Here is a 23830-nt window from a genome sequence, read left to right as displayed (position 1 = left end):
TGCGCCCGCTCCAGCTCTAACGCTACGCGGGCTCCTTGGCGCGCGCCGTTGACGCCGCGGCGCCGCCATAGCGGCGGTAGATGAAGTCGGGAGCCGGGGCATGCGATTCGACTTCCGCGTAAGCGGCGAAGCGCGCATGGTCCGGGGAAAGATGACAGGCAGGATCGGTCGCCGCAACGTCGCCGACGATCGCGAACGCCTGACAGCGGCACCCGCCGAAATCGATCTCGCGACGCTCGCAAGAACGACAGGGCTCCTTCATCCACTCCGTGCCGCGGAAGGCGTTGAAGGCCGAGCCGTTTCGCCAGGTGTCGGCGAGCGGTCGCTCGCGCACATCGTCGAATGTCAGTCCCGGTAAAGTTTGCGCGGCGTGGCAGGGCAGGGCCTTGCCTGATGGCGTCACCGCCATGATCGACCGGCCCCAGCCGCCCGTGCATGCTTTCGGCCGCTTGGCGTAATGATCGTGAATAACGAAATCGAAGTTGAGAACGCCGGCGAGACGCTTCTTCGCCTCGTCGACAATTCCGACCGTTTCCATAAAGGTTTCGCGCGTCGGAATCAGCGCAGCGCGGTTCACCTGCGCCCAGGCGTAATATTGGATGTGCGCGATCTCGATGCGCTGCGCGTCGACCTCGACGGCGAAATCGATGATCTGCGGCAGATGCGCGATGTTCTGACGGTGCATCGGCGCGTTGATCGTCAATCCCATGCCGAATTCGCGTGTCCATCGCGCAACGTCGCGCTTCTTGGCGACGCCGCCTTGAAAGCCTGAGATGCGGTCCGCGCTCTCGGCGACGACGTCCTGGATAGAGACCTGCACATGATCGAGGCCGATCTCGGCAAGTCGCTGCAATCGTTCGCGCGTCAGCAGCACGGCGGAGGTGACGAGATTGGTGTAGAGCCCGGCGTCGACTGCGTGAACGAGTATCTCTTCAAGATCGCGTCGCGCAGTGGGTTCGCCGCCGGAAAGATGCAGCTGCAATGCGCCGATCGACGCCGCCTGGCGAAACGTCTCGCCCCATTCGTCAGCGGTGAGCTCCGCATTCGATCGCTCGAGTTCGAGCGGATTTGAGCAATAGGGACATTGCAGCGGACAGCGATGGGTGAGTTCCGCGAGCAGTCCAGCCGGCCCGCCTGCGGACGGCGTAATTGAAGAGGCGAAGGCGGAAGGTGGCGGCGGCGCAAATTCGTCCGGTCCGTCACGCAGCAGCCGCTTGTCGGCGAGCCCTTGCAGAAGCGCGGTGACGTCTCGCGTAATGACGTCGAGCGGCGCGGCATATTGCTGCGCAAGCCGCGCGCAGAGATCGGCGAGGCGCGTCGCGCCGTCGATCGCGCGCAGGACAATGAGTCCGATCGGATCGAGTTCATACGCGCGCTCAGGCGCGAGAATGACCGTTCGCGATCGCGCGCGGTCTTCGTGCAGCCGCGCATAGCGCGTGAAGGCCGGACGCGAGTCCGGGCCGATCACGAACCGCGCGACGCGCGCCTCAGACATTTGCTTCTCCTGGCCGCCATGCGCCGGGCGGGATCAGCCCGGGCGTGACGTAGGCGTGATGTAATGCGTCAAGCTGCGCCCACAAGACGTCGCATTTGAACCGCACCGCGCCGACGCAGGCCTCCTGCTCGGCGCGGGATTTGGCGTTATCGAGCACGAAGCCCAGCGCAAATTCGGAATCGCGCGGCGCCTGGCTCAGGCGGCGCTTGAAATAGGCCATAACGCGGTCGTCGACGAAATCGTAGTTTTCGAGCATTCCGGCGATGCGTTCTCGATGGATCGACGGCGCGAAGAGCTCGGTCAGCGAAGACGCCACCGCGACCGTGAGCGGCTGCTCGACGACGAAGCGGACATAGGCTTCGACCGCGAATTTGGTTGCGGGCAGGGCGCCCCGACGAGAGGTGACGTAATCGCGCGAGAAGCCCAACGCGTTGGTCAGCACCAGCCAGCGCTCGATGCCGCCGCCTTCGTCGCCGAGGCCGTCATGATCGTGGATGCGATGGATCCATTCGCGGCGCAGCTCGCGGTCGTGGACGCGGCTCATGAAGGCGGCGTCCTTCCGTGGCACCGCCTCCTGGTAACAGTAGCGGTTGAGCGCCCAGGCGGCGACCTGCTCCTTCTTGAGCTTGCCGCCGTGCAGCAGCTTATGAAATTCATGCTTGTCGTGATAGCGCTCGGCTCCGACTGCGCGGATCGCGGCTTCAAATGCGTCGCGGGGGAGCGGCGCCGCCTCGCGCCAATCGATGGCTACGATCTCGTTCACAGCTTGACCTCCATCCCATCCTCGCCGACTTCCCAGCCGGCCGCTTGCGCGATCGAATATTCGTCCGAGAACTCGTTGAGAAGCGGATTCGAATTGTTGATGTGCACGTAGATTTTGCGCGTCACGTCGAGCGGCGCGAAGGCGGCGATGGAGCCGTCGGCGCCGCTGACGTTGATATGGCCCATGCGCGAACCGGTCTTGCCCAGCAGACCCTGCTCGATCATCTCGTTCTCGTGGAACAGCGTTCCGTCGAAGAAGACAAGCTTGGCGCCGCGCAGACGGTCGGCGAGCGGCGCGTCGATACTTGCGCAGCCGGGAATGTAAAAGAATGAGTCTCCGGTTGCCGCTTCGATGATCTCCAGCCCGAGCGTGTCGCCTGCGCTTGTGCCGAAGTTCGGCGCGTTGGCGTTCTCAAGGTAGAGCGCAATCTTGCCCGGAACCGGAAAGGCGCGGATGGCGAGCCCCAGATCGAGGCCGGCGCCTCTTATTGCGACCGCTTCGTCCATCCGAAGTTCGATGCGCGGCACGAGCTGCGTCTGCAGTATTGTGAAAATCGGATTGACGCCGAGCGCATCGAGAACGCGTCCCGCGGCGTAAAGGCTGAACGGCTGCGCTTCGCGCATGTTGAGAAGGCCCGCGACGTGATCGACGTCGCCATTGGTCAGCGCCACCGCCTTGATCGGGCTCGCGCGCAAGCCGTCATCAGCGCCGGGCGCGAGCTCGGGCGCAGCTGCGATTTGCTGGCGTAAATCGGGCGAAGCGTTGAGCAGAAGCCAGTCGGCGCCATTGGCGCTGACCGCCAATGACGACTGGGTGCGCGGCGCATATCCCGGCGTTCCAGCGCGGACCGCCCGGCAATTGGCGCAGTTGCAGTTCCATTGCGGGAAGCCGCCGCCGGCACCCGACCCCAAGACCTTGATCCGCATTGGCGTTTTCAACATAGCGAGCGCGCCGCTACGTCGGGTCTCCCTAACGTTATTTTCTTGGCACTATGCGCAGGCGGCCAGCAATCGCGCAAGTGCGACCGATTTGCGCGGTCTTCATGAAATGTCGAGACTTTTTCCCTATTGCGGCGGGCGTCTCGCCCCGCTTTGGTCGCTTTCTTTCGTCAGAACGGAAGGCGGAGAGGCGAGCCGCCTCAGTCGAAGCGCGCCGATGTCCCCGGACAGGCGCCGGATCGAGCCAACCAATTTGCGCAACTTTGGGATGCACATGTTAACGCGCTTTTGCGCGCTCTTGGTCGCGGCGTCGCTTGCCGGCTGCGTGTCGGACGGCATGCGCATGGTCGACGGCCATGTCGGCAACGCCGTTTCTCTTGTCGCGGGGCCGCAGGGCGAGCCGGCGAATGTCGCCATTTTTGTTGCTTCAACCCGCCGGTCGGAAGGCGCGGCGGATGACGGCCGCGCGCATTTTTCGCTGACGTCGATTGGCGTTCCGCTCAATCATCGCGCTGGAAGCGTCGAGCGTCCAAGCTTCGGCGGCGCCGATCGGCGGCGGCATTTCACAGTGATGTCGAAGCGCAACATGGACGAGCCGGAATTTTACGGCGAGGTCGCTTCGCATGTGTCTGGCCGCGTCGGTAATTCTCGCGACGTGCTGCTTTACGTGCATGGCTTCAACACCAGCGCCGATGACGCGCGCTATCGGCTGGCGCAGATCGTCGCCGACGGACGTTTTTCCGGCGTTCCCGCCCTCTTTGTTTGGAATTCCCGGGGCGGGCTGTTCAACTACGAGTCCGACAAGGAAGCGGCGACGGTTTCGCGCGACGCGCTCGAAAGGCTCATCGTGGAACTGTCGCACACGCCCGGCGTCGGACGCATTCATGTGCTCGCCCATTCGATGGGCGCTTGGCTGACGATGGAGACGCTGCGCGGAGTCGCCCAATCCGGCCATCGCGATCTCGACGGGAAACTCGGCGAGGTCATGTTGGCCGCTCCGGACATTGATCTCAATGTATTCCGGCAACAAGTCGCGCGCCTCGATCCGCGCCACGTGTCGATCTTCGTCGCCAACAACGATCGCGCGTTGTCGCTCTCGTCGCGCATCGCCGGCGACCGTCAGCGTCTCGGGGCGATGAATCCAACCAATCCCGAAGACAAGGCGGAACTCGATCGGCTTGGCGTCGCCGTTCACGATATTTCATCCTTCTCGACCGACTTCGTCGGCCATGGCGCATTCGCCGAAGCGCCCGACGTGGTGCGAACGATCGGCGCGCAATTGACGGCGCCGCGGCCGGCCGAGGCCGAGACGCAGGCGGTGATTGATGCGCGCGGGACAGCGGCCGCGTCTGAAGCCGCGCCCGCTGCTCCCAGTCAGAAGGTCGAGACCCAGCCGCTGGCGCCCCTTGCCGCGCGGTGAGGTTGCTTTTTGTTGATCTTCCACTATTTTCTTACGAAGCTACCATCGATCTGATTTCGGTATGAAAATGTCGGACACCGCCACTCTTTCCGCAAAATTTCAGATCTCGATCCCAAAAGCGGTTCGCGAAGCGCGCAAATGGAAGGCCGGTCAGGAGTTCGCCTTCATCCCGAAGGGATCTGGAGTTCTGCTTGTTCCCGTGCCTGAGCGAGATCAACTGGCAGGGATCGCGAAGGGCGCAAAACCAGAGAACTACCGCGATCGTAAAGACCGTTTTTGGTGCGTCTCGTAGATACCTCGGCTTGAATCGAATGGCTTATCGCGTCGCCCACGGGAAAGGCGCTGGGGTCTGCGATTCCCTCGCGGGACGACTGGCTTGTTCCTACGATAGTTCAGCTTGAGCTCTTTAAATGGATGAGCCGCGAGGCAGATGAAGAAAGGGCGGACCAGGTGATCGCCTTCACTCAACTTTGTGTAGTGGCGCCGCTCAATACAAAAATCGCGCTCACGGCTGCAGAACTATGCTCCAAACATCGTCTGGCCACTGCTGATGCTATCGTCTACGCCACATCGCTGGAACACGACGCAGGTGTTCTGACTTGCGACGCGCACTTCAAAAACTTGCCAGGCGTCCTCTATGTCGCGAAGACCAAACTATAGCGACTACGCCTGCGGCGCCTCTGTCGGCGCCGGCTTTTCCGCCTCGGCTTTCGCGAGCCGGTTGTAGCGCCGCACGCTGAGCGGAATGGCCGCCAGAAAGGCGACGCTCAAAACGGCTAGCAGCTCCATCGGATAGATCGCGAGCAGCAGCGCCGTCACGCCGACGCCGAAAAGCACGGGAATGACCAGATCGCGCGGTATGCGGCCGATGCGCTTGCCCGAAAAATGCGGAATGCGGCTCGCCATCAGGAAGGCGATTCCCAGCACGTAGACGATGTAGAAAGGCGTCATCGCCTTCGAGGCCGGCAGTTCCAGGACGGAGAAATGCAGGTAGAGCGGCAATAGCACCGTCACCGCGCCGGCGGGCGCCGGCATGCCGACGAAGAATTCCGCCTGCCAGGCGGGCTTCGTCGGGTCGTCGATCGCCACATTGAAGCGCGCGAGGCGCAGCGCGCAGGCGATAGCGAAGACGAGCACGGCAAACCAGCCAAGCCCTTTGATTTCCTGCAGCGTCCACAGATAAAGGAGAAGGCCGGGCGCGACGCCGAAATCGACGAAATCCGAAAGCGAGTCGAGTTCGGCGCCGAAGCGCGAGGTACCTTTGAGGGCGCGCGCAAGGCGCCCGTCCAGTCCATCGAGCACCGCCGCAGCCATCACCGCGGTGACGGCAGTCTCGAACCGTCCTTCTATTCCGTAACGGATCGCGGTCAGCCCCATTGACAGCGCGAGCAGCGTGACGAGGTTGGGCAGAACGATGCGCAACGGAATATTGCGGAAACGCAGCCGACGGCGTTCCGAGGGCGTCAGCGATCCCTCTTGCGAGTCGCGCCCGGAGAAGAACGGATCGGCCATGTCTTTACCTAACCCGCCTTGAAGGTGAGCGCGGCGGCGCCTGCGGTCATGTCGGCGAGAATGGTCTCTCCGGCGATCGCCCGCGAGCCTACCGCCACCATCGGTCGCGCTGATGACGGCATATAGACGTCGACGCGCGAGCCGAAACGAATAAGGCCGAAACGGTCGCCGACGCCGATCTGTTCGCCTTCCTTGACGAATCCGACGATGCGGCGCGCCACCAGGCCTGCGATCTGCACCACGCCGAAACGCCCGGATGGCGCGTCGATGACCATGCCGCTGCGTTCATTATCTTCGCTCGCCTTGTCGAGGTCGGCGTTGAGGAACAGGCCCGGCTTGTATGCGATCCGCGAGATACGGCCGGTGATCGGCGCGCGATTCACATGCACGTCGAAAACGCTCATGAATACAGAAATGCGCTGCATCGGCTCGGCCCCGAGACCGAGTTCGGCCGGCGGCAGATAGAAGCCGACCGCGCTGACGACGCCATCGGCGGGCGAGACGACGAGCCCGTCTCGAAGCGGCGTGATGCGCTGTGGATCGCGGAAAAAATAGGCGCACCAGGCGGTGGCGATGAAGCCGATCCAGCCGAGCGTCGGCGACAGCCAGTCGAGCAGGAAAGCGGCGACCGCGAAACCGGCGATGAAAACATAGCCTTCCGGATGGATCGGAACGAGCGATTTGCGGACGGAATCGATGATCGACATGCAGGCCTGCTTTCGTGGCGCATCGGCGAGCGCGCGTTTCCTTTGCCATGTTGCGGCGCCAGAGTCACGAATGTGCGGACTCGGTCAAGGCAACCGAAGGATGCGGCAGGGGTCGCCTTTCGCCGCCGCCGGCGCGCCGGGCTCCCGGATCAGCAGCGCCTGGGATTGGACCAACTCAGTGAGCAACGACGAATCCTGCAGCGGTTGCGGCGTGGCGACGAGCGCTCCGTTTTCGTCGGTGGCGAGCCGCGCCCGCATATAGTCCCGCCGTCCTTTGTTGGCGGGAAGGTCGCACCCTGCAAGCGCCAGTTCGGTCCGGTCGGCGCCGGCGTCGGCATCGCCCTGCAGGGCGCGTAGCAGCGGCGCCAGGAACGCCAGCGCGCAGACAAAAGCCGCGACCGGATTGCCGGGAAGGCCGAGGATTCGCGATTCGCCGAGCGTCCCGTGAATCAGGGGTTTGCCCGGCCGCATCGCAATCTTCCAGAAGTCGAGCGACATGCCCTGGCGCGACAGCGCCGGCCGCAACAGATCATGGTCGCCGACCGATGCGCCGCCGAGCGTGACGAGAACGTCGGCGCGCGCCTCGCGGGCAAGTCCGATGCCGCGTTCGAGTTCGGCGAGATCGTCACGGAAAATGCCGAGATCGACGACCTCGGCGCCGGCGTCTTCGGCGATCGCGGCGACCGCCAGATTGTTGCAGGAAATGATTTGCGAGGGACCGGGTTCGGCGCCCGGCGGGACGAGTTCGTCGCCGGACGCTAAGATCGCGACGCGCGGGCGGCGCGCGACGGGAACTGCGGCATGGTTCATCGCCCCAGCGAGCGCGAGTTCGGCCGGGCCGAGGCGGGTCCCGGCGGAGAGCGCGACCGCGCCTTCGCGAAAATCGAGGCCGGCCGCCCGGATATGCGGGCCGGGCGGGGCGCTCGCGGTCAGCACGCCGACGGCGACGCTGGCGTCCTCTTGCAGCAATATCGCGTCGGCGCCGGTGGGAACAGGCGCGCCGGTGAAAATGCGCACGGCTTCGCCCGTGTTGAGCGCCGCGCCGTAGCCGCCGCCTGCGGCGCTTTCGCCGACGATGCGCAGTGGGCCGGCGGCAAGATCAGCGGCGCGCAGCGCAAAGCCGTCCATGGCCGAGACGGCGACCGGCGGCTGAGTGCGCTGCGCGACGAGATCGGCGGCCAGCGTGCGGCCCCGCGCCTGCGCGAGTGGCGCCGATTCTGCGCCAAGGCGCGCAGCGCCAGCGAGCACGCGCGCGAGAGCCTCCGAAACCGAAAGCAGCTTATCCACGCGAAATCTTATCCTCGGTTCGCGACGTGTCGATAGATGAACGCTGCGAGGCTTTCGACCGCGAGCGCGACCAGCACGATCACGGTCGCAAGCGTCGCGTCAATGTCGACGTCGGGATAAGTGAAGGAGAACGCCGCGCCAAGAGCGATCGCCAATAAAAAAACGGCGACGACCCGAGGAAGGGACAATTTCATTTCGGCGCCTCCCCGTCGCTCTTCTTGGCCTCGGCGAAATGCGCGATGTCCGCCACCGCCGCGCGGACGGGCTGCACCCAATCGGCGGCGGTCAGGATGATATTGAGGAGCTGGAGACGGAAGTCGCCAAGACGCGCGCCGTCCGAGAAGTCCGGCCGCTTCACCTGCGCGGCGTATGCGGCGACGAAGCGCGAAAAGGCGCGCGGACGCACATTGGTCAGATCGACGAACAAAAACGGCGGCGGTAGGGGCGAAAGATCGCTGACCTTGGTCGCGTAAGTGAGCAGATAGGGACCGCCGGAAAGATCATTCGCGCAAAGCTGCGCGACCGCCGGCGCCGGCTTGTCGCACAAATGGAACAGCAAGCCCTGCGCCATGGCGAAATCATAGTTCTTGTCAAGAAACGCTTGGACCAACGCCGGCCCGGCGTCGGCGGGGAACGCGGCTTGCCCGCGCGCGCCCGCCTTGGTCGGCAGGTAGAGAATATTGATCCGCTGCTTCGACTCCGTAACGTCCGAGGCTGCGGGAAAGCGACCCACGAGTTCACGCGAAAACGCGACGGCGCGTTCGCCGGGTCGAGGCAGGATGACATAGGAATAGAGGCCATAGCCGTCCGTCTCGGCGCCCGGCGCGTAAAGAAAGTCATAGGCCGTGCCGAGGATGGAGGGCTTTTCGGCGGGGCCGCCGCCGCCGCCGCCCGGTTCCGAAGCATCCGGAGCGCTCGGCGCCTTGACCGATGGCGCGCGGCGATAGGCGCGCGGCTGGCCGCCCCCAGTCGAGGGGTAGCCCCAATAGGAACCCGGGCGGCCATAATGATGAAAGGAATAGCCCATGCAGCGCCGGTAGCAGGCTGCGTCGTCGCCGCACCGGCGCCGGCATTCGCTCGCCCGATCGGCGATCGCAGGCATGCTCGCCAACAACAGCAACGCGAGAGAGAAAAAAAAGCGCCGCATGGCGGCCTCCGCCAATCATTAAATATGTCGAATTGTTACGATATCGAGCTGTGCGGCCCAAGTCGAACTATTCGTCGCGGCGCCAGTCGCCGGACTTGCCGCCGCGCTTTTCGACAAGTTCGACGCCTTCAATCCGCATGCCGCGATCGACGGCCTTCAGCATGTCGTAGATCGTCAGACAGGCGACCGAGACGGCCGTGAGCGCCTCCATCTCGACGCCGGTCTTGCCGGTGACCGATGCTTCGGCAAGCACGCGCAGACCCGGCAGCGCATCGTCGGGCGTGATCTCGACCGAGACGCTCGACAAGGCGAGAGGATGGCAGAGCGGGATAAGCTCGCTCGTCTTCTTCGCCGCCATGATTCCCGCGATGCGCGCGACGCCGAAGACGTCGCCTTTCTTGGCCTGACCGTCGACGGCGAGTTGCAAGGTTTCGCGCGCCATCGTCACCTGGCCGCGCGCACGCGCCACGCGCAACGCTTCGGGCTTTGCCGACACGTCGACCATATGCGCTTCTCCGGCGGTGCCGATGTGAGTGAGCGCGCTCATGTCACGCGCCGGCGGGAGATTTATGCGCGCCCGTGTTATGATTCGCTTGAGCGCCATGCAGCAGTTCGCGCGTGGCCGCTTCGACGTCATGCTTGCGCATCAGGCTTTCGCCGACGAGGAAGGCGAAGATATGCGACTTTTCGAGGCGCAGGCAGTCGTCATGCGTCTCGATGCCGCTTTCCGCGACAATGATTTTGTCGCGCGGAATTTTCTCGGCGAGCTTCTCGCTCACTTCGAGCGACACGTTGAAGTCGTGGAGATTGCGATTGTTGATTCCGATGAGGCGCGTCTCCAGCGCCAAAGCGCGATCAAGCTCGCGCTCATCATGCACTTCGACGAGCACGTCGATGCGCAGATCATGCGCGGCGGTGTTCAGCGCCTTCGCCTCGTCGTCATCGACGGCGGCCATGATGATGAGAATGCAGTCGGCGCCGTAAGCGCGCGCTTCATAGACCTGATAGGGATCGAACATGAAATCCTTTCGCAGCGCCGGCAGATGCGTCGCCTTTCGCGCGGCTTCAAGATCTTCGAGCCTGCCTTTGAACGAAGGCGTATCGGTCAGCACTGATAGACATGTCGCCCCGGCTGCTTCATAAGCGCGCGCCAGTTTCGGCGGATCGAAGTCCGGCCGAATGATCCCTTTGGACGGACTCGCCTTTTTGATTTCGGCGACGAGCGCGATGCGGCGCTCGTTCAGTTTTTGCTCGATCGCATGGACGAAGCCGCGCGGCGGATCATGGTCACGCACGTTGCGCTCGAGCGTCGCCAATGGCATGCGCACTTTGGCCTCGGAAATCTCGGTGCGCTTATAAGCTTCAATTTTGCGTAAGATGTCGGTCATTTGCTCGCCTGCGGCGAAGTCGGACCGCGGCCGCCTCGCTCGAATTCGTTCCGTCAATTGCCGGCTCGCTATGAATAGCCGATAAACGGCCGCAATCCTATCCCGATCGGATGGCGATCAGTTCTCTCTGTTGGAGCAACGGATCAGCGCGTCGAGCTTATCCCGCGCCGCGCCGGAATCGAGCGCCGCCTCGGCGAGCGCGACCCCCTCGCGCAAATTTGCCGCCCGCCCCGAGACGACCAGCGCTACCCCGGCGTTGAGCGCGGCGATGTCACGATAGGCGTTCTTCTCGCCTTCGAGAACGCTGCGAAGCGCTCTGGCGTTATGCACCGCATCGCCGCCGACGAGCGCCTGTGTCGTGGCGCGCGGCAATCCAGCGTCTTCCGGCGAGAAGTCAAAGGCCCGGATTTTGCCGTCTTCGAGCGCGACGACATGAGTCACGCCGGTCGTCGTCGCTTCGTCTAGTCCGTCGCCGCCATGCAGCAGCCAGACGCGCGTGGCGCCGAGTTCCCGGAGCGCGCCCGCCAAGGGTTCGAGCCAGTCGCGGGAGAAGACTCCGATCGTTTGCCGCTCAACCCGCGCCGGGTTGCACAGCGGACCGAGCAGATTGAAGATCGTGCGCACGCCCAGTTCGCTTCTGACCGCTGCAGCGTGGCGCATCGCCGGATGATGCGTGGTCGCGGCCATGAAGCAGATGCCAGCGTCTCGCAGCGAGGCGGCGGCGGCGCTTGGAGAAATTCCGACCTTGACGCCGAGTTCGCCGAGAACGTCGGAGGCGCCCGACAGCGACGAAGCGGCTTTTCCGCCATGTTTCGCGACGATCGCGCCGGAGGCTGCGGCGATGATCGCGGCCAGCGTGGAAATATTGTAGGTGCCGGCGCCGTCGCCGCCGGTTCCGACGATGTCGATCGCGCCCGGCGGCGCTTCGACCGGCGTCATGGCCGCGCGCATGGCCTGCGCCGCCCCGATGATTTCGTCAATCGTCTCGCCGCGCAGTCTCAGGCCCATGAGAAAGGCGCCAAGCTGCGCCGGCGTCGCTTCGCCCCGGAAAATCAGGGAAAACGCTGCTTTTGCCTCGTCGCGCGCGAGCGGCGCGCCGGAGGCGAGAGCGGCGATGTAGGATTTGAAGCCCTCACTCATCGGCAGGCAAGGCGAGGAAATGCCAAGCGCAGGCTCGTAAGCCGACGCGGCGCGGCGCAAACAAGCGTCACGCCGCCTTCTCGCGGCGCCGCGGCCCTTCGTTCCATTCCCGCGCAAGGTCGAGGAAATTCTGCAAAATTTTGTGGCCGTGCTGAGAGGTGATGCTCTCGGGATGGAACTGCACGCCATGCGTGGGCAGCGTCTTATGCGACAGCGCCATGATGAGGCCGTCCGGGGTCTCGGCCGTGATCCGCAGGCTGTCGGGCAGGGTGTCGCGACTAACGATCAGCGAATGATAGCGCGTCGCTTGAAACGGCCCTTCGATGCCGCGAAACACAGCGTCGCCGTGGTGCAGGATCGTCGCCATCTTGCCATGGATCGGCAAGGGCGCGCGAATGACGTCGCCGCCAAACACCTCTCCGATTGACTGGTGGCCGAGGCAAACCCCGAAAATCGGCACGGTCTCGGCGGCGGCCGAAATCAGCTCCATGCAGATGCCGGCTTCATGCGGCGTGCAGGGGCCCGGCGACAGCACAATCGCGTCGGGTCCTCCGGCGAGCACTTCGGCGACCGACACCGCATCGTTTCGGTGCACTGTGACGTTCGCGCCCAACTGGCCGAAATAATGGACCAGGTTGAAGGTGAAGCTGTCGTAATTGTCGATGAGCGTGACGTTGGACATTTGGCTACGGTCCGGCGCTCCTAGCGTGGGGCTGGCGCGGGTTTAAGGAGTGCATAGGCCGCCGGCGGGGCTTAGGCAACCGTCCGAGGGCTGTCGTCGCGCGGCGAGAAGCGCCAGTCCGGCCGAACGTCTTTGATCATCATGATCTCGGTGAGCGATTGGCGGGTGAGAAGACCCAGGAACCGACCATCCCCATCGAGGACCCCGATCACATCTCCCCCGGTGAGACTGGGCAATGCAGCGTCGACGGTGTCGCCGACGCCGATCGTCGCCGGCTCCTGGCGAACGAAGGGCGCGATCGGCGCGCCGGGATCGGAATCGCGCAAGGCTTCGATGATGTTGGCGCGGGACAGGAAGCCGCTCAGCCGCCGCGCGGCGTCGACGACCGGGAATTCGTCCTGAGAAGTGGCCAGAAGGATGTCGATCGCTTCCCGCACGGTCGAGCCGCGGTCAATCACGGCGATGCGGGTCTCCATCGCGTCGGCGGCCTTCAGTCCGCGCGCCGCCTCGGACATCGTGGTCATCTGCGCCTCGCCCGCAGCCGCGATATAGACGAAAATCGCGATGAACAGCAGCAGCGGATTGCCGAACAGTCCCAGAAAACCCAGTAGAAAAGCAAATCCCTGACCGATCTGGGCGGCAATGCGCGTCGCGCGGCCCTTGCCTATCCAGATCGACAGGGCGGCGCGCAGCACGCGACCGCCGTCCATCGGGAAGGCGGGGATCAAATTGAACGCCGCCAAGAAAACATTCACTGCCGCCAAGCGCTTCAAAAGATTGACGGAAGGATCGCCGATCTGGATCGCGTCGGAAACATCTACGGCGCCGAGAAAAGCGATCAGCGCAATCGCGATGACGAGATTGACGGCCGGACCCGCGAGCGCGATCAGCAGCTCCTGTCCGGGCTTTTCGGGCATCCGATCCATGTCGGCCACGCCGCCGATCGGCAACAGCGTAATCACCGGCGAGACGATTCCATAGCGACGCGCGGTCAATATGTGGCCGAACTCATGCAGCACGACGCAGACGAAAATCGCGACGATGAACAAAATGCTGTCGCGCGCCGCGACGGCGCCGCCGCGCTGGTAAGCCGCAAAGCCGATCCAGCCCAACAGCAGCAGGAAAGTGACGTGAATGCGCACGGCGGTTCCCTTAAAGGAGCCGATCGTGACGGACCATCGCATTTGAGCATCCTGGGTCGTGGTTGACAGCCGTTAAGATAGGTCTGAGAGGCGGGTTGCGCCAGATCACGCTCCATTTGGGCGGAATCGCCTCAATGCGGGTCATGTGATCGAACTTAATAGCCTAGAGCGCGCTCGTCGCGAAAAGCCGGATTCTGCAATGTCGCCAGCCGGACTTTGGGGCGCGGGCGTAATCGAAAAACGCCAGCGAAGCGGCCCTGAGGCGCTTGCCGGCGAGAGACGAGAGAGCAGGCGAAAGACGAGAAGAGGCGCGAGACCGGGTCAGAGCCGATAGCGGACCTGATCGGTCCAAAAACGCTCCAGCCGCGAAAGCGAGGCGTTAAGGCTGCGGAACTCGTCGCAGGACACGCCGCCGATCTGCTCAACGGTCAGCGCGTGCTTTTCATAAAGCTGGGCGACGATGTCGTGAATTTGCTTGCCCTTCGGGGTCAAGCTGATGCGCACCGAGCGGCGGTCGAGGCGCGAGCGGGCGTAATGCATATAACCCGTCTCGACAAGCTTCTTGACGTTGTAGGAAACATTGGACCCGAGATAATAGCCGCGCGTGCGCAACTCGCTCGCAGTCAGTTCCTTGTCGCCGATATTATAGAGCAGCAGCGCCTGCACCGAGTTGACGTCGCCAAGATCCCGGCGATCGAATTCGTCCTTGACGACGTCGAGCAATCGGCGATGGAGGCGTTCGACCAGCGTCAGCGCTTCGAGATAAACTGGCCGGATCTCGCTGACGCGATCCTCGCGGGCCTGGGGGGCGGTCTTGGTCACGGCGCTCATCGTCTTCTCCATCAGGGCGGATGCGTCTGGCATCTCTTGATCGGCGTTCGATGAGATCAAATTAGGTCGAGGCGGGTGAAAAGCGGTTTAAGCAACAGCCTGAATCGCGCGTTTACCGCGACAGAGCCGCGTTGCGGTGAATGAGAAATGAACTTAAACGTTCAATTTACGGTAACGCGCCTCTAACAAACCTTGTCGTTCATGAAGGTTTTGGCGGCTTTCTGTCGAATCTGCGGCGGCGGCGCCGTTCGCGCATCCGCTGCGCCTCGACGTCGCGCCCGGCCTCGAAGGTCAGGCCGAAATACATGGCGATCAGCACGGCGTCGACGCCGATCAGCCAATAGCCGCCGATGAAGAAACTCGGCATGCTGAGCGTGAGAAAAATCTGCGCGCTCGCAACCAGCAGCCACAACACGCCGCCCCACGGCGTCGCCAGCCACAAGCCGACGCCGGCGATCAAATCGAGCACCGCAAAAAAGATAACGGCGAAGGCAGCGCTCTGAGGCATGGTTTCGAAAATGGAACGATCAGCGGCGAGAATGATCCGCCACTGCATCAAGCCCTGCACCAGCCAAAAGAAGGCGATGATGCGCATGAAGCGCGAGAGCAGGACTCCCCATTTTGCGGCGTCGACGCCATTGGGCTCGCCGACGCGGATCGCGCGGGAAGGATCATCGCCGTCGTCGTAGATCGTCGGGCCGTCCATGAGATACGCCGCCGCCCTTTTTGCTGTCCGCGCGCGATTCCGGAATCGCTATTGGCTCCGCCGCGGGCGTGTTGCGAAGCGAACCGCTTCCTCGGCGGCGCGAAACAGCGCTTTCGCCTTGTTGACGCATTCGCGGTGTTCGTATTCAGGCTCGCTGTCGTAGACGACGCCAGCGCCGGCCTGCACATGCATCTTGCCATCCTTCACGATCGCCGTGCGCAACACGATGCAGGTGTCCATTTGTCCGCCGGCGCCGAAATAGCCGATACAACCGCCATAGATTCCACGCTTGTCGGTCTCGAGCTCGTCGATGATTTCCATCGCGCGCACTTTCGGCGCGCCGGAGACGGTGCCGGCAGGAAAACCTGCGGCGAGCGCGTCAATGCAATCATGGCGCGCATCAAGTTCTCCTTCGACATTAGAGACGATGTGCATCACATGACTGTAGCGTTCGATCGTGAAACTGTCGGTGACGCGCACCGTTCCCGTCTTAGCGACGCGACCCACATCATTGCGGCCGAGATCGAGCAGCATCAGATGTTCGGCGCATTCCTTTTCGTCGGCGAGGAGATCTGAGGCGAGACGTTCGTCCTCGGCCTTGACCTCGCTGCGCCAGCGCGTGCCGGCGATCGGACGAATCGTCACTTTGCCGTCGGCGACCCGTACGAGGATTTCGGGGCTCGAACAAACGATCTGGAATTCCCCGAAATCGAGAAAGCAAAGAAAAGGCGCCGGGTTGACACGCCTGAGCGCGCGATAGAGCGCAAAGGCGGGCAAAGCGAAAGGCGCGGTGAAGCGCTGCGACAGCACGACCTGAAAGATGTCGCCGGCGCGAATGTATTCCTTGGCGCGCTCGACCATTTCAAGGAAGCGCGAATGTGAAGTGTTCGAGACCGGCTCCTGAGTGAGAAGCTGCGCGTCCGTCCCGCCGTCGCGATGCTCCAGCGGCGCCTCCAGCGTCGCGACGACTTTGTCGAGACGCGCGAGCGCCGCTTCATAGGCCGGCTTCGCCGCAACGCCGGAATTCGGCCGGACAGGCGTGACAATAGAGATTTCGTCGCGGACCGTGTCGAAGACGATCATCAAAGTCGGACGCACGAACAGGGCGTCGGGGACGCCGATCTTATCTGCCTTTGCCGGCGCGAGGCGCTCCGTCTGGCGCACCATATCGTAGCCGAGATAGCCAAACACGCCCGCGGCCATCGGCGGCAGGCCGGCGGCCTGGGGCACGGCGGACAGGGCGATGAGCTGACGCAACGCAACAAGCGGCGGCCCCTCGCAAGGCGTAAACGCGTTCGCGCCATCGAGCGCGGCGCGATTGATTTCCGCCCTGTCGCCGACAACGCGAAAGATCACGTCGGGGTCGAGGCCGATCATCGAATACCGCCCGCGGGCGGCGCCGCCTTCGACGGATTCCAGCAGAAAAGCGGCGCCGCGCCGATTGTGCTTGAGCTTGAGATAGGCCGAGACCGGCGTTTCGAGATCGGCGACGAGGCGCGTTACGACCAGCTGCGGCCGACCGGCGTCGTAATCGGACCCAAAGGCGTCGAAGTCGGGCTCGAACAGCGGGCCGTTCACCTGTCGCGTTCCGCTCCGGTCGCGGCTACGAGCGCCCGTTGGTTGATGTCGACGCCGAGCGCCTTCTCCAGACCGCCGACATATTGCTCCAGCAGGTCGTTATGCAACGCCGGCTGCAATTGCTGAGCGATCGTCTTCGATTCGATTGAATTAGGATCGAAAACAGGGGTCGTTGCGTCGCGCACGAAAAACACCAGTCGTCCATTATCGACGACGACGGAGCCGGCGTTGCGCGGCGCGACGTCGAAGAATTGAACGATCACGTTCGAGGTGAAGTCCGGACGCGCCTCGCGCTTCACGTCATTGGCGCGCTGCGCCTGAACGCCGAGCTGCTTGGCGAGGTCTTCGATCGGCTGGCCGGCGGCCAGCTTGGCGACAATATCTTCGGCTTTGGCGGCGAGCGCCTTTTGCGCCGCTTCGCTGCGCATCGCCTCGGCGACCGCCTCCTTCACCTCATCGAAAGTTTTTTGCCGCGCAGGCTCGATGCCGTTGACCTCATACCAGACATAGCCGCCGTCCCGGGTCGCGACGGTGTCGTTGTCGACGCCGATGTCCGACGCGAAGGCGGCCTTAACGAGGTCCGGACCCGCCGGAAGGCTTGCGATCGGCTTGCCGCTGCGATCATTGCCGGCGTCGTCGACGCCGTCATAGACCTTCGTCTCCAGTCCCACGCCGCTCGCGGCTTCGGCCAGCGTCTTGCCGGAGGCGCGCTGATCTTCGATGGCCTCGTGGAGCTTGCGCACTTCGGGCGTCGCGCGCTGCGCGGCGATTTCAGCGCGAAGTTCCGGCTCCGCCTGTTCGAAGGTCTTGGCGTAGACGGCGGGGGTGATGCTTTTGACTTGCGACACGACGGCGCCAAAGGCCGTATGGACCGGCTCGGTCAGTCCCGGCTGGGGGAGCGCGAAAACGGCCGCCCCGACCCTGGGATCGCCGAAATCGCGTTGCTCGACCAGTCCCAGATTGACGTCCTTGGAATTGAATTTTAGCTCCGCCGCCAGCGCTTCAAAATCGGCGCCGGCTCTCAGCCTGCCGAGCGCCTCTTCAGCTTCCTTGTCGGTCTTGAACACGATTTGCCGCACGTCGCGTTTTTCCGGGGTTCCATAGCGCTTCGACTTCACTTCGTCGTAAAACTTGCGCGCGTCCTCAGCGGAAACGCTTTCCGGCTTGCCGATCGCGGCCGGGCTGACGACCAGCGTCGTCAGTTTGCGATATTCCTTGGCGCGGAAGGTCTGCTCCCGCTCGCCGAAATATTTTTTGAGTTCCTCGTCGGACGGCGCGGCTGCTGCGGCGACCAGGGACGGCGGCAGAATGACGTAGTCGATCGTTCGTGATTCATTGCGGAAGCGGTGGATCGCTTCGATCATGAGTTTAGGCGGCTCGACGCCGGCGACGACGACATCCGTGACCATCTTGCGCAAATAGGCGTTTTTCTGATCGGCGAGGAAGCCGCGCTCGCTGAAGCCGGCGTCATTGGCGATCTGCTTGAAGCGCGCGGCGTCGAATTTGCCATCCGGGCCCTGGAACGCTTTTTCAGACGCGAGCAGGCGCTGGGCGGTGTCGTCGCTGACCGCCAGTCCGAGTTGATGCGCTTTTTGATCCAGCGCGACTTCGGTGACCAGACGCTCCAAAATCTGCAGGTCCAGGCCCGACTGATGCGCTTCCTCGTTGGTGATCGCGCGCCGCATCCGCTGTTGAATGCGTCGAAGCTCGTTTTGATAAGCGGCGCGGTAGGCTTCGACGGAGACTTCGCCGCCGCCGACGCGGGCGAGCCGTTGTGACGTCATGCCGCGAAAAACGTCTCCGACGCCCCAGATCGCGAAACTGACCACGATAACGCCCATCACCAGCGCCATAATGGCGCGGCCGATCCAGTTCTGCGAAGCGACGCGCAGGCCTTCTAACATGAGGAATGCTTCCTTGGGTGCGTTCGAGCCGGCTCTCCGGCTTTTGGCGGCGGACTATAGGGAGCGGGCGCGCGCGTTGCAATGCGCCGCGCCGCGCCGCGACCGGACCGCCGACGCGGCGATATGCGCTATTGCTTTTGAATTTCTAAAGCTTGCAGTGTCGCCGCGCACCTGAAGCAGCGCCTGCGCTCCTAAAATCCGGAGAGCGCCAGGCCGCGCTTGCGCCGAAGAGGGGAGTCGAGACAATGGACGAGACCGTGGACCCCGTCGCCGAAGCCGGCTCAGCGGCTGCGGCGCCGAAAATCGAGGAGGGGGCCGCGGTCATTCGCGGGGTCGAACATGAGGCGCGCGCCCATGCGCTGCACCAGGATATCCGCCGTCTGCGCGCCGACTCCGAGGCGATCCGCAAGGCGTTTGAATCGGGCGAATTTCCCTACAAGACGCGCCTGAGCGAAAAGGTCTATCTGAAGCACATGGAGCTCCTCCAGGTGGAGCTCCTGAAAGCGCAAAACTGGGTGAAGGAGACGGGTCAGTGCATCGTCATGCTGTTCGAAGGGCGTGACGCGGCCGGCAAGGGCGGCACGATCAAGCGTTTCATGGAGCATCTCAATCCGCGCGGCGCCCGGGTCGTCGCCCTGGAGAAGCCATCGGAGCGCGAGCGGACCCAGTGGTATTTCCAGCGCTACATCCAGCACCTGCCGGCGGCCGGAGAGATCGTTTTCTTCGACCGCTCCTGGTACAACCGCGCTGGCGTCGAGCGCGTAATGAATTTCTGCAAGCCGAACGAATATCTCGACTTCATGCGCCAATGTCCCGACCTTGAGCGCATGTTCGTCAATTCCGGCGTTCATCTCTACAAATATTGGTTCTCGGTGACGCGCGAAGAGCAGGAGCGTCGTTTCCGGTCGCGAATGAACGATCCATTAAAACAATGGAAGCTGTCGCCGATTGATCGCGCATCGATGAATAAATGGGACGATTACACCGAGGCGAAGGAGGCGATGTTCTTCTTCACCGACACCGCCGACGCGCCCTGGATCGTCATCAAATCGGACGACAAGAAGCGCGCCCGCCTCAACTGCATGCAGCACTTTTTGTCAAGCCTCGATTATCCGAACAAGGAGCACGGCGTCGTGCACGGGCCGGATCCGCTCATCGTCGGCTCCAGCGCCCATGTCATCGGGCGCGACGAGCACATTTTGGGCAAGTCGCTTGCGATGGATGTCGAGAAGAAGCGCAAGCGCTAGAGTCTAGGCGGACCCTCAGGCCGCCACCACATGCGCGTGAACGTCCCGCCCGGAGTGCCGCGCCAAAATCTCTTTCGCTTTCCGTTCGCGCTCGGCGTCCCAGGTCCGCACCCAGAGGAGCAAGCCGCCGTGGCGCAGCTGTTCTTCGAGGTGTTTCGCGTGACGTTCGCCGATCAGCCTCGCCAACGCCGCGCCGAGCACGCCGGCGCTTCCTCCCGCAAGCAGCGCGCCTGCGATCACAGTGGCCAGGGCGCCGCCTGACGCGAAAATGGCGCTGATCGCCGCGCCGGCGCCGACATATACCAAGCCCCCAATCACGCCGCCTTCCGCATCGCCGATCGACTCCACCGACACATAATGCGTGCGCGGCGCCGCGTTCTGGTCTTCGAGTTCGGTGACCTTCTTGTATTTGTGCCCGAGTTTCTCGTCGACGGCCTCCTCGCTGGCGAGCAGACTGATCTCCGCGCGATCGAAGCCCGACGACATCAACTCGTCTATGGCGTCTTGAAGCGTATCGGCGTCGTTGAACACGCCCACGACCTCGCGCACTTGGCGCCGTTCCGCATCAGTCGTCATCGCCGCGTCTCCTTGAAAAGCGAGTTATCCGGCGAGCACGATGCGCGCTTGTTTGATGGATAAGAGCCGCGCTACGTAAATTCAAGCGTGCGGCTCGACGATGCGGCGCGGCTCGCCGTGGCGAATTGACGCTCTCGCGCGCGCATATTTTCGCCGAAACTCCCGCCATCTCCAGTGCGACGCCTACTTGGCCTCGAGCGCATTACCGCCCATTTTAAGTTTGGCGTGATTTAAATAGGAGATTGCGGCATGTCCGTCGACGAGAAGACGATCGAAGTGCTGCGTGAGGCGCTCGACGACGAATATAAAGCGCGCGCGACCTACCAGAGCGTGATCGACCGGTTCGGGCCGGTCAGACCTTTCGTGAACATCATTGAAGCTGAAGAACGCCATGCGAGCGCGTTGCTTGCTCTGTTCAGACAGTTCGGTGTCGAGCCACCGAAGGACAGATGGGCGGGATGCGTTCCGGCGGCGGCGAGCCTTCTTGAAGCGTGCAGGGCGGGCGTCGAGGCCGAGATCGAGAATGCAGCGATGTATGGTCGGCTGATGACGCAAGTCAGCGATCCACGGGCGCGCGAAATCCTGCAGCGGCTCCAGCAGGCGTCGCAAGAACGCCATCTGCCCGCGTTCCGCCACTGTTTGGACCGCGAATCGCGCTCATTTTGAGCGCTACTTATGTCAACGTACGCTGCGGTTTTGACCCTTTCGCTCCTTTCGGTCGTCACGACCGTCATGGGCGTCCTGCTGGCGTTGCTGATCCGAGAAAACGACAGGGCCATCGCGGCAGGCATCGGCTTCTCGACTGGAATCATGCTTTTGATTGCGGGGTTGGAGCTAATCCCCGAAGCGTGCGCCAAGATCACGCCGCCGCATGCCGGTTTGACCGTGGCGATCGGCGCCGCAATTCTTTGGCTCGCCAATTTCTCGATACCCCATATTCATCTTATCGCCGAGCACGGCGAAGCTGACGTTCGCCTTGCTAATTCCGTTTATCTGGTGGCGATGGGCCTCATCCTTCATGACGTCGTTGAGGGCTTCGCCATGGCGAACGCCTTCCTTGCATCGCCATCGCTTGGCGTTTTCGTGGCTATAGCGATCGCTCTCCATAATTTGCCCGAGGAACTGGCGGTCGCCGTTCCGGCAATCACTCTCAGAAGCAAACGATTTCTGATCAGCGCTGCGATACTCTCGGCCTTCGCGGAGCCGGTCGGAGCCATCGCCGGTCTGCTGGCGACAGACGCATACGCCGAGCTGAATCCCTACTTTCTGGCCGTTGCCGCTGGCGCGATGATCTTCGTCTCGCTCCATGAGCTCATGCCGATGGCGCAGCGGTATGGCCGAGTCGGCTGGTTCGCGGCCGGCTTCGCGCTCAGCATAGGCGTCCACCAAGTCCTCGCATGGAGCCTGTTACATGAGGTTCGCTAATGGGCTAACTCCTCGCGTCAACGCGCCAGCATCCAACCGCCGAGGCCAATAAGGATGACTCCGCCGATTGTGCGGCTGATGGCGGCGTAACGGGTATTGACGAGTTTCTGCACGGCGAAGGCCGCGAGCCCGAAGATTATGAGATCGTCCAGCATGAAAAACACGACATAGAGCCCGATGTAGGCGTAATGCAAAGCGATGGGGAGATCGGTCAACGCGAGCAAGTGCGTGTAGATCGCCGGCAGCGCCGCGGAGCAGATGAACTCGATCGCGTTCACCGCAAAGGCGAGCGCGATCACCATGACGAGACTTGCTATCCCCACGGGTGCCGCGACAATTTCGCGCCCCCATCGCATTGTGCGCTGGCGTTGCTCTATGTTGTCCACTTCGCAGACGACCTCGCCGCGCGCCGCGACGAGGCCGATGAGATGGTCGAGGCCAAATCCAATAGCCGTGAGCGCGATGAGCTGCGTGAGCGGACGAATATATCCAATGAATAGAAAAGTGTTCAGCCATGCGGTCATGAACAGGAAGTATAAGACTCCCGACGCGAGCACGAACGTGCCGACCAGCCACCAGATTTTTTGCCGATCCTGAATATTCACGATAAGAGATATCAGATAGATCAACACCCACATCGCGCATGGATTGAACCCGTCGGACAGGCCCATCAGCGCAGTAAGCGCGAGAAGAGAGTGGTGTGTCGGATCGATTTCCCCGATGAAAGGAATGACGATTTTCGACTCGGCCGCGCGTCGCGCGACAGTTTCTGGATTTGAAAGCAGCGCGAGAATTTCGCGCCCCGTCGTTTCGACTGAGTCGAAGCCGATCACATAACGCGAGCCGTGCACGAAGAGGGGAACGGCCGGGTCTTCTATGCCGTAATGCTTCACGACGCGTTGAAAGAGCGCCTCGCTCGAGGGCTTCGAAACGTCGTGCAGCACGTAATCGATCTTGCGTCGCTCTTTCAGGAACTCGATGGCTTCATGGCAATGCGGGCAGTCGGGCGAGAAAAACACATGCAGACGGCCATCTTCTCGCCATTCGATTTGCGCAGGCTGCGAGACGAGTCGCTCTGCGAGTTGCAGCCACGCGAAGGCGAGGGCGAGAAGAACGCCGAGTGCGACGCGAAATGGAAGGAGTCTCAAACCTTTGGCGCCTTTGCGAATGCGGGAAAAATGAATATAGCGCTTTGGGGGAATGGATCAGCCGCGGTTGTTGAGGGCCATTCCTTCTGGGGTCTTCTTGTCGAGCTTAGGGCGTTAGGGCGGATTTCGAACTCGGCAAGCGTCATCTTCAAAAAAATTTAACCACAAAGTTAAGGCCCCGCTTGCAGTGCAATTGGCCTTTAGTTTAGAAATGAAACGCTGAAGCTGGAGGAGGCGCGAGTCGCAGCCCTTCCCCTTCCCGAAGGGCCCGAGACATGCGCTCGGTCGACTGAGCCCTGACAGCCATTCGGCGGCGCGGCCGCCACTAACGAGCGCCCCAAAAAGGAACTCCTATGCTGCGATCTCTCGGTCTTGCAGGAATGATGACGGCTGTACTTTTGACGGCTCCAGCGCACGCTTTCGACGTGATGGCCCCGGACTACGGCGGGCGCGTGGAGAAATATCAAGCCAGGCTTGCGCGGGCGGAGGCTCGGGGGGAGCATATTCGGATCGGCCCGACCGAGTGCGATTCCTCATGCACGCTCTATTTGGCGTCTCACAATTCATGTGTTTCCGAGGGCGCGGTGTTCGGCTTCCATGCGCCTTGGTTTGGCGGGCCCGAGGGGGGCGTCATCGATCCTCGCATGACCGCGGTGTTCGCCGCCCATTATAAGCCCGCCTTGCGACGGGTCTTCATGGCTCACGTCTACCGCAACGGCAATCAAGCGCCCGGACCGATGCTGCGCATCACTGGCCGGCAGCTCGCGGCATATGGTTACCGCCTCTGCTGATCG

The 23830-nt window shown here is 62.9% G+C and carries 26 protein-coding genes; 7 read left to right on the top strand and 19 right to left on the bottom strand.

Translation table 11 applies throughout. The features are described 5' to 3' along the window. Positions 1-22 precede the first annotated feature (22 nt). From pqqE to pqqB, 3 genes are read right to left on the bottom strand one after another with little or no spacing between them, the layout of a single operon-like run. Positions 23-1495 (bottom strand): pyrroloquinoline quinone biosynthesis protein PqqE, encoded by a 1473-nt coding sequence (gene pqqE, locus QZ964_RS04975; RefSeq protein ID WP_292529403.1) that lies wholly within the window; start codon positions 1493-1495, stop codon positions 23-25. Then, positions 1488-2258, bottom strand: coding sequence for a pyrroloquinoline-quinone synthase PqqC (pqqC, locus tag QZ964_RS04970; RefSeq protein ID WP_292529400.1), 771 nt, complete (start codon positions 2256-2258; stop codon positions 1488-1490). Before pqqC ends, pqqE begins: the two co-directional genes overlap by 8 nt. Beyond that, a complete protein-coding gene (pqqB, locus tag QZ964_RS04965; protein WP_292529456.1) occupies positions 2255-3184 on the bottom strand; it encodes a pyrroloquinoline quinone biosynthesis protein PqqB in 930 nt (309 codons plus the stop codon). Before pqqB ends, pqqC begins: the two co-directional genes overlap by 4 nt. Before the next feature lie 286 nt (positions 3185-3470). On the opposite strand from pqqB, the gene QZ964_RS04960 reads away from it, so the two are divergent. The 3 genes from QZ964_RS04960 to QZ964_RS04950 all read left to right on the top strand — a co-directional run bounded on the left by QZ964_RS04960 (position 3471) and on the right by QZ964_RS04950 (position 5276). Next, positions 3471-4616, top strand: coding sequence for an alpha/beta hydrolase (locus tag QZ964_RS04960; RefSeq protein WP_292529398.1), 1146 nt, complete (start codon positions 3471-3473; stop codon positions 4614-4616). 61 nt (positions 4617-4677) lie between these two features. Continuing rightward, the gene (locus QZ964_RS04955) at positions 4678-4908 is read left to right on the top strand and encodes an AbrB/MazE/SpoVT family DNA-binding domain-containing protein (RefSeq protein ID WP_292529395.1); all 231 of its coding nucleotides are present in this window, start codon (positions 4678-4680) and stop codon (positions 4906-4908) included. Between the two features lie 14 nt (positions 4909-4922). Then, entirely contained in the window at positions 4923-5276 is a 354-nt protein-coding gene (locus QZ964_RS04950; RefSeq protein ID WP_292529453.1) for a type II toxin-antitoxin system VapC family toxin, read from the top strand. 3 nt (positions 5277-5279) lie between these two features. Here QZ964_RS04950 and QZ964_RS04945 read toward each other — a convergent pair whose 3' ends face one another. The 14 genes from QZ964_RS04945 to QZ964_RS04880 form a co-directional block, all read right to left on the bottom strand. Then, positions 5280-6128, bottom strand: coding sequence for a phosphatidylcholine/phosphatidylserine synthase (locus QZ964_RS04945; RefSeq protein WP_292529392.1), 849 nt, complete (start codon positions 6126-6128; stop codon positions 5280-5282). Positions 6129-6136: 8 nt separating this feature from the next. Next, positions 6137-6907: a phosphatidylserine decarboxylase gene (locus QZ964_RS04940; RefSeq protein WP_292529450.1), complete on the bottom strand. Its 771-nt coding sequence runs from the start codon at positions 6905-6907 to the stop codon at positions 6137-6139. Between the two features lie 12 nt (positions 6908-6919). Next, positions 6920-8122, bottom strand: coding sequence for a gephyrin-like molybdotransferase Glp (gene glp, locus QZ964_RS04935; RefSeq protein WP_292529389.1), 1203 nt, complete (start codon positions 8120-8122; stop codon positions 6920-6922). A gap of 8 nt (positions 8123-8130) precedes the next feature. Next, positions 8131-8316, bottom strand: a complete 186-nt coding sequence (locus QZ964_RS04930) for a hypothetical protein (protein WP_292529387.1) — start codon at positions 8314-8316, stop codon at positions 8131-8133. After that, a complete protein-coding gene (locus QZ964_RS04925; RefSeq protein ID WP_292529384.1) occupies positions 8313-9269 on the bottom strand; it encodes a hypothetical protein in 957 nt (318 codons plus the stop codon). The genes QZ964_RS04930 and QZ964_RS04925 overlap by 4 nt, the downstream gene beginning before the upstream one ends. A gap of 67 nt (positions 9270-9336) precedes the next feature. Beyond that, a complete protein-coding gene (gene moaC, locus QZ964_RS04920; protein WP_292529381.1) occupies positions 9337-9816 on the bottom strand; it encodes a cyclic pyranopterin monophosphate synthase MoaC in 480 nt (159 codons plus the stop codon). A gap of 1 nt (position 9817) precedes the next feature. Further along, positions 9818-10657 (bottom strand): indole-3-glycerol phosphate synthase TrpC, encoded by an 840-nt coding sequence (gene trpC / locus QZ964_RS04915; RefSeq protein WP_292529378.1) that lies wholly within the window; start codon positions 10655-10657, stop codon positions 9818-9820. Between the two features lie 117 nt (positions 10658-10774). Continuing rightward, complete coding sequence (gene trpD / locus QZ964_RS04910) at positions 10775-11797, bottom strand: anthranilate phosphoribosyltransferase (RefSeq protein ID WP_292529447.1); 1023 nt, start codon at positions 11795-11797, stop codon at positions 10775-10777. A gap of 67 nt (positions 11798-11864) precedes the next feature. Continuing rightward, on the bottom strand, positions 11865-12479 hold the full coding sequence (locus QZ964_RS04905) for an aminodeoxychorismate/anthranilate synthase component II (protein ID WP_292529375.1): 615 nt from the start codon (positions 12477-12479) through the stop codon (positions 11865-11867). Positions 12480-12550: 71 nt separating this feature from the next. Further along, positions 12551-13663: a site-2 protease family protein gene (locus tag QZ964_RS04900; protein ID WP_292529372.1), complete on the bottom strand. Its 1113-nt coding sequence runs from the start codon at positions 13661-13663 to the stop codon at positions 12551-12553. Between the two features lie 279 nt (positions 13664-13942). Beyond that, positions 13943-14452 (bottom strand): winged helix DNA-binding protein, encoded by a 510-nt coding sequence (locus tag QZ964_RS04895; RefSeq protein WP_292529369.1) that lies wholly within the window; start codon positions 14450-14452, stop codon positions 13943-13945. A gap of 199 nt (positions 14453-14651) precedes the next feature. Then, positions 14652-15158 (bottom strand): DUF6163 family protein, encoded by a 507-nt coding sequence (locus QZ964_RS04890; protein ID WP_292529366.1) that lies wholly within the window; start codon positions 15156-15158, stop codon positions 14652-14654. A 48-nt stretch (positions 15159-15206) separates the two neighbouring features. Next, entirely contained in the window at positions 15207-16736 is a 1530-nt protein-coding gene (gene trpE, locus QZ964_RS04885; RefSeq protein WP_292529362.1) for an anthranilate synthase component I, read from the bottom strand. Beyond that, the gene (locus QZ964_RS04880) at positions 16733-18640 is read right to left on the bottom strand and encodes a SurA N-terminal domain-containing protein (RefSeq protein WP_292529359.1); all 1908 of its coding nucleotides are present in this window, start codon (positions 18638-18640) and stop codon (positions 16733-16735) included. Before QZ964_RS04880 ends, trpE begins: the two co-directional genes overlap by 4 nt. 245 nt (positions 18641-18885) lie before the next feature. Here QZ964_RS04880 and ppk2 point away from each other — a divergent pair, with 245 nt between their 5' ends. Then, entirely contained in the window at positions 18886-19887 is a 1002-nt protein-coding gene (gene ppk2, locus QZ964_RS04875) for a polyphosphate kinase 2 (protein WP_292529356.1), read from the top strand. A gap of 15 nt (positions 19888-19902) precedes the next feature. On the opposite strand, the gene QZ964_RS04870 is transcribed toward ppk2, so the two are convergent. Then, positions 19903-20463, bottom strand: a complete 561-nt coding sequence (locus QZ964_RS04870; RefSeq protein WP_292529354.1) for a hypothetical protein — start codon at positions 20461-20463, stop codon at positions 19903-19905. Positions 20464-20712: 249 nt separating this feature from the next. Between QZ964_RS04870 and QZ964_RS04865 the strand changes: the two genes are divergently transcribed. Both QZ964_RS04865 and QZ964_RS04860 read left to right on the top strand, forming a co-directional pair. Then, positions 20713-21129 (top strand): ferritin family protein, encoded by a 417-nt coding sequence (locus QZ964_RS04865; RefSeq protein ID WP_292529351.1) that lies wholly within the window; start codon positions 20713-20715, stop codon positions 21127-21129. Between the two features lie 30 nt (positions 21130-21159). Continuing rightward, the gene (locus QZ964_RS04860) at positions 21160-21888 is read left to right on the top strand and encodes a ZIP family metal transporter (protein ID WP_292529348.1); all 729 of its coding nucleotides are present in this window, start codon (positions 21160-21162) and stop codon (positions 21886-21888) included. 17 nt (positions 21889-21905) lie between these two features. Here QZ964_RS04860 and QZ964_RS04855 read toward each other — a convergent pair whose 3' ends face one another. Further along, positions 21906-23036 carry a glutaredoxin family protein gene (locus QZ964_RS04855; protein ID WP_292529345.1) on the bottom strand — a complete coding sequence of 377 codons (1131 nt, stop codon included), beginning with the start codon at positions 23034-23036 and terminating at the stop codon, positions 21906-21908. A 353-nt stretch (positions 23037-23389) separates the two neighbouring features. Here QZ964_RS04855 and QZ964_RS04850 point away from each other — a divergent pair, with 353 nt between their 5' ends. Next, positions 23390-23827, top strand: coding sequence for a hypothetical protein (locus tag QZ964_RS04850; RefSeq protein ID WP_292529341.1), 438 nt, complete (start codon positions 23390-23392; stop codon positions 23825-23827). Positions 23828-23830 lie beyond the last annotated feature (3 nt).

This window comes from Methylocystis sp., from assembly GCF_021731785.1.
Taxonomy (GTDB): domain Bacteria; phylum Pseudomonadota; class Alphaproteobacteria; order Rhizobiales; family Beijerinckiaceae; genus Methylocystis.
The sequence above is the reverse complement of the archived record's forward strand: the minus strand, read 5'-3'. Positions and strand labels throughout refer to the sequence as shown.

Excerpts from the sequence above, each read along its gene's own strand:
- QZ964_RS04900 (WP_292529372.1), bottom strand. The coding sequence starts at position 13,663 with ATGCGATGGTCCGTCACGATCGGCTCCTTTAAGGGAACCGCCGTGCGC.
- QZ964_RS04890 (WP_292529366.1), bottom strand. The coding sequence starts at position 15,158 with ATGGACGGCCCGACGATCTACGACGACGGCGATGATCCTTCCCGCGCG.
- pqqE (WP_292529403.1), bottom strand. The coding sequence starts at position 1,495 with ATGTCTGAGGCGCGCGTCGCGCGGTTCGTGATCGGCCCGGACTCGCGT.
- trpD (WP_292529447.1), bottom strand. The coding sequence starts at position 11,797 with ATGAGTGAGGGCTTCAAATCCTACATCGCCGCTCTCGCCTCCGGCGCG.
- QZ964_RS04945 (WP_292529392.1), bottom strand. The coding sequence starts at position 6,128 with ATGGCCGATCCGTTCTTCTCCGGGCGCGACTCGCAAGAGGGATCGCTG.
- QZ964_RS04870 (WP_292529354.1), bottom strand. The coding sequence starts at position 20,463 with ATGACGACTGATGCGGAACGGCGCCAAGTGCGCGAGGTCGTGGGCGTG.
- QZ964_RS04930 (WP_292529387.1), bottom strand. The coding sequence starts at position 8,316 with ATGAAATTGTCCCTTCCTCGGGTCGTCGCCGTTTTTTTATTGGCGATC.
- trpC (WP_292529378.1), bottom strand. The coding sequence starts at position 10,657 with ATGACCGACATCTTACGCAAAATTGAAGCTTATAAGCGCACCGAGATT.
- QZ964_RS04925 (WP_292529384.1), bottom strand. The coding sequence starts at position 9,269 with ATGCGGCGCTTTTTTTTCTCTCTCGCGTTGCTGTTGTTGGCGAGCATG.
- ppk2 (WP_292529356.1), top strand. The coding sequence starts at position 18,886 with ATGGACGAGACCGTGGACCCCGTCGCCGAAGCCGGCTCAGCGGCTGCG.
- QZ964_RS04960 (WP_292529398.1), top strand. The coding sequence starts at position 3,471 with ATGTTAACGCGCTTTTGCGCGCTCTTGGTCGCGGCGTCGCTTGCCGGC.
- QZ964_RS04865 (WP_292529351.1), top strand. The coding sequence starts at position 20,713 with ATGTCCGTCGACGAGAAGACGATCGAAGTGCTGCGTGAGGCGCTCGAC.
- QZ964_RS04955 (WP_292529395.1), top strand. The coding sequence starts at position 4,678 with ATGAAAATGTCGGACACCGCCACTCTTTCCGCAAAATTTCAGATCTCG.
- QZ964_RS04895 (WP_292529369.1), bottom strand. The coding sequence starts at position 14,452 with ATGAGCGCCGTGACCAAGACCGCCCCCCAGGCCCGCGAGGATCGCGTC.
- QZ964_RS04905 (WP_292529375.1), bottom strand. The coding sequence starts at position 12,479 with ATGTCCAACGTCACGCTCATCGACAATTACGACAGCTTCACCTTCAAC.
- moaC (WP_292529381.1), bottom strand. The coding sequence starts at position 9,816 with ATGAGCGCGCTCACTCACATCGGCACCGCCGGAGAAGCGCATATGGTC.
- pqqB (WP_292529456.1), bottom strand. The coding sequence starts at position 3,184 with ATGCGGATCAAGGTCTTGGGGTCGGGTGCCGGCGGCGGCTTCCCGCAA.
- QZ964_RS04880 (WP_292529359.1), bottom strand. The coding sequence starts at position 18,640 with ATGTTAGAAGGCCTGCGCGTCGCTTCGCAGAACTGGATCGGCCGCGCC.
- QZ964_RS04850 (WP_292529341.1), top strand. The coding sequence starts at position 23,390 with ATGCTGCGATCTCTCGGTCTTGCAGGAATGATGACGGCTGTACTTTTG.